The following is a 4,142-nucleotide window of genomic DNA, read 5'->3' as shown; positions in this document are numbered from 1 at the left end:
ACGTCGGCGGCAGACCGCTCTTCTTGCTGACCAGCGAGATCGTGGTGCCCTCGTAGCCACGCTCGGTGGCCACCTCGGTCGCCGCGTCCAGGATTCGCTGACGCGACGCCTCGCCATTGGCACGGGTACGCCGCCGGCCGGCCGAACTGGACTCCGAATTCTTGCCTGCAGTGGTTGCTGTCACGTTGCCTCCTTTCGGGTGTTGACGATCACGTAACTCATAGCTTACTGTATGGATCAATACATTAACAACTCCCAGTTAAGGATCCCGCAATGACTGACCAGACGACTTATGACGTGGCGATCATCGGCTACGGACCGGTGGGCGTCACCGCGGCCAACCTGCTGGGCCAGCAGGGCCTCAACGTCGTCGTGGTGGAACGCGATCCCAACATCTATACGCGGGCCCGGGCCATCTCCACCGACGAGGAGGTGGTGCGCATCTGGCAGCAGGTCGGACTGGCCGACCAGCTCAACGCCGACATGCAACCCGGCAACGGGGCCAGCTTCGTCGACGCCAACGGCGTGCCGTTCGTGCAGCTGCTGCCGGTGTCGCGGGGCAACGGGCACCCGCCGCAGCAGTTCATCTACCAACCCGCGCTGGAAAAGGTGCTGCGCGCCGGGGTCGACCGCTTCCCCAACGTCGCTGTTCTTCTCGAGCACGAATGCCTGCGGGTCATCCAGCGCGAGGATCACGTGGAGTTGATGCTCGCCGATCTCACCGTCGACGAATTCCGGCGCATCCGGGCCTCCTACGTGATCGCCGCCGACGGCGCGTCCAGCTCCATCCGCGGCCAGTTGAGCGTCGGCTATTCCGGGCGCACCTACGGCGAGCGCTGGATCGTCATCGACACCAAGGTGCTCCAGGAATGGCCCGGCCATGACCGGCTCCGGTTCCACTGCAACCCGGCCCGGCCCACCGTGGACTGCCCCACTCCGCTGGGTCATCACCGCTGGGAGTTCCCGGTGCGCGACGAGGAGGACGAGAAGGACCTGCTGTCCGAGGACGCGATCTGGAAGGTGCTGCGCGACCAGGGAATCACCAAGGACAACGTGAAGATCCTCGGCTTCGCCTGCTACAGCCACCACGTCCGGTTCGCCGACCGCTGGCGGGTGGGCCGGGTCTTTTTGGCCGGCGACGCCGCGCACGCGATGCCGCCGTGGATCGGTCAGGGCATGTGCGCCGGCGTGCGTGACGTGGCGAACCTGTGCTGGAAGCTGGGCGCCGTGCTGCGCGGATCGCTGCCCGAATCCGTGCTCGATTCCTACCAGGCCGAGCGGCTGCCGCACGTGAAGGACGTGACCAACCGCGCGGTCAAGACCGGCAAGTTGATCATCCAACGCAACCGCTATCGCGCCGCCGCACGCAACCACATCTTCCGCACCGCCAGCAAGGTGCCCGGCTTCTCCACCTGGTTACGCCAAAACCGCTGGCTGCCCGATGCGCACTACCGCAAGGGACTGCTGGCGCACAACGGCAACGGCGCCGTCGGCTGGCTGATCCCCCAACCGTGGGTCATCGACGAGAAGGGCGACGCCGTGCGCCTCGACGACGTCATCGGCGGCCGCTGGGTGGTCGTGCATCTGGGCCCCGCGTCCGATTGCCAGGCCTGGCGGGCAGCCGGCGTGCCGGTGGTGAAAATCCTTGTGCCCGGCAGCAAGCCGAACACCGACAGCGTCGTGGACGCCGACGGCATGCTGACGCGCTGGCTCGACCAGAGGGGCGCCTCGATGGTGGTCGTGCGACCCGACGGGTTCGTCTACGCCGGCGCCGCCGAAGGCCAACCGCTGCCGGCGCCCCCAACCGGCTTCAAGGCATAGAGGAACAGCAATGACCAGCAACACCATGACCGAACGCACCGTCCGCGTACACGGCAAGGACATCTTCGTCGCCGAGGCCGGCACCGGTGCGCCCATAGTTCTGCTGCACGGCGGCGGACCCGGCGCATCAGGGGTGTCGAACTACTCCCGCAACATCGACGCCCTGGCCCAACACTTCCGCGTCCTGGTGCCCGACATGCCCGGCTACGGCCGCTCCGCCAAGGGTGTCGACCGCAGCGACCCGTTCGGGTATCTCGCCGATCACATCCGCGGGATGCTCGACGAACTCGGCATCCAGCGGGCGCACCTGGTCGGCAACTCCTACGGCGGCTCGTGCGCACTGCGGCTGGCCCTGGACACCCCGCACCGGGTCGACAGGCTCGTGCTGATGGGCCCCGGCGGCGTCGGGACCACGCGCGGGCTTCCCACCCCGGGCCTCAAGAGCCTGCTCGGCTATTACGGCGGTGAGGGGCCGAGCCTGGACAAACTGCGCACGTTCATCCGCACCTATCTGGTGTTCGACGGCGATGCTGTACCTGAATCGTTGATCGAATCCAGGTATGCGGCCTCGATCGACCCAGAGGTCGTCGCCAACCCGCCCCTGCAACGCCCGGCGGGACTGGGCACGCTGTGGCGAATGGATTTCACCCGCGACCGCAGGCTCAGCACCCTCGAGACGCCGACGCTGGTGATCTGGGGACGCGACGACAAGGTCAACAAACCAAGCGGCGCAACGATGCTCGCGAAGCGGATACCCAACGCCGACGTCCTGATCACCGCCAACACCGGCCACTGGGTGCAGTGGGAACGCGCCGACCTGTTCAACGCCGTCACCACCGCATTCCTCACGCCCTAAAACTATTCAAGGAGATTCGATGTCCACTGATCTGTTCGGCAATGTCCACCTGGGCTATGCCGTGATCGAAACGAACAAGTTCGACGACTGGCGCCGCTTCGCCCGCGACGCGATCGGCATGCACTGCGACGACATGGCACCCGACACGATCCGATTCCGCTTGGATGCCAACGAATGCCGCATCCTGCTGCGGCGGGGACCGGCCGAGGACGTCGTCGCGCTGGGTTGGCACCTCGATGACCACGCGACCTTCCACGAAATCAATCGCCGCGTCATCGACAACGGGGTACCCGCCGTTGAGGGCGCCGAGGAGGAAGCCAAGCTGCGAGGAGTCGAGCGCTTCCTGCGCTTCCCCGGGCCCAACGGGCTGACCCAGGAGATCTACACCACCGCCCACACCGCACCCCTGCCCCTGCTAATACCCGGCACCGGATTCGTCACCGGCGCAGGCGGACTCGGTCACGTCGCCCTCTTCACGAAGAAGCCTCACGAGGTCCGCGGCTATTACAACCACGTCTTCGACGCACGACTGAGCGACTACATCGACGAGACCATCAACGGCATGAAGCTCAAGATCAGATTCCTGCGCGTCAACGAACGCCACCACTCCGTGGCGATCGCATCGGTGAACGCCTTGCCCATCAACCCGATCCGCACCCGAGTCCAGCACGTCAACGTCCAGGTCGCCACACTCAACGACATGGTCACCTCCTACCAGCGGGTCAAAGAACTCGGCTTCCACATGGCCCTATCCGTCGGCCAACACACCAACGACAAAGAACTGTCCTACTACGCGCACACGCCCTCCGGGTTCGAATTGGAGGTCGGATGGAACCCCATCCTCGTCGACGAATCCACCTGGAAACCCACCACCCACCAAGGCATCAGCATCTGGGGCCACACCCCAGAAGGACAAACCGTCATCGACAAACTCGACATGTTCGCCGTCGCCGCACGATCGTTGGTCCATCACGAAGACACCATGAAGGCGCTCAGCTCACCCGGGATCGCCGATAACTAGTGGTGGAATAACCGAATACAAAGTCAACCGCATAGCGGTGCCGCGCGCCGCCGACCCGACGCCGCCGAGCAGGCGGCAGCCTTCCTCCTCGGCAACGCTTGGGGGTACAGCCGAAGAACCCGACCGTTAGATGATGAGCGAGGCGACATGGTTGATACCCTCACCGGATACGACGCCAGCGCACAAGGCGCCAATAGATACTGGTCCCAAAAAAGCTCACCAACGGCTGGGGCCGGGCACCGATTTGCTGTCCTACACCATGCAGCCAAATCGCCGCTGGGTCTTGTTCTGCAAGCTTCGAGAAACATCTCTAGCCTGCTAACCGGTGGTCGGCGAGAAGCCCTCCCAGGCCTGTCGACGGATCGCGTGCGGGTCGTACTCGACGCGTGACTCGCGATCGAAGACCATCACGGCCCGGTCGGTGGTGCTGTAGGTCGGCCAGTC

Annotated in this window: 4 protein-coding genes; 3 read left to right on the top strand and 1 reads right to left on the bottom strand. The window is 65.1% G+C overall.

Annotated features, from left to right (window positions below):
• A partial coding sequence (locus ACLP9N_RS15090; protein ID WP_442408179.1) for a TetR/AcrR family transcriptional regulator occupies positions 1 to 184 on the bottom strand: 184 nt, incomplete at its 3' end.
• Positions 185 to 273: 89 nt separating this feature from the next.
• Here ACLP9N_RS15090 and ACLP9N_RS15085 point away from each other — a divergent pair.
• Genes ACLP9N_RS15085 through ACLP9N_RS15075 form a run of 3 tightly spaced genes read left to right on the top strand, consistent with a single transcriptional unit; the run spans position 274 to position 3,698 of the window.
• Positions 274 to 1,821 (top strand): bifunctional 3-(3-hydroxy-phenyl)propionate/3-hydroxycinnamic acid hydroxylase, encoded by a 1,548-nt coding sequence (locus ACLP9N_RS15085; protein ID WP_442408178.1) that lies wholly within the window; start codon positions 274 to 276, stop codon positions 1,819 to 1,821.
• 10 nt (positions 1,822 to 1,831) lie between these two features.
• Positions 1,832 to 2,677, top strand: a complete 846-nt coding sequence (locus tag ACLP9N_RS15080; protein WP_442408177.1) for an alpha/beta fold hydrolase — start codon at positions 1,832 to 1,834, stop codon at positions 2,675 to 2,677.
• 19 nt (positions 2,678 to 2,696) lie between these two features.
• Positions 2,697 to 3,698, top strand: coding sequence for a VOC family protein (locus ACLP9N_RS15075; protein WP_442408176.1), 1,002 nt, complete (start codon positions 2,697 to 2,699; stop codon positions 3,696 to 3,698).
• The last annotated feature ends 444 nt before the right edge of the window (positions 3,699 to 4,142 follow it).

The sequence above is a fragment of the Mycobacterium sp. genome (genome assembly GCF_052144515.1).
GTDB lineage: Bacteria > Actinomycetota > Actinomycetes > Mycobacteriales > Mycobacteriaceae > Mycobacterium.
This window is presented reverse-complemented; position numbering and strand designations above follow the sequence as displayed.

What these genes read in the sequence shown, in the direction of transcription:
- ACLP9N_RS15085 (WP_442408178.1), top strand. Translation starts at nt 274, where the DNA reads ATGACTGACCAGACGACTTATGACGTGGCGATCATCGGCTACGGACCG.
- ACLP9N_RS15080 (WP_442408177.1), top strand. Translation starts at nt 1,832, where the DNA reads ATGACCAGCAACACCATGACCGAACGCACCGTCCGCGTACACGGCAAG.
- ACLP9N_RS15075 (WP_442408176.1), top strand. Translation starts at nt 2,697, where the DNA reads ATGTCCACTGATCTGTTCGGCAATGTCCACCTGGGCTATGCCGTGATC.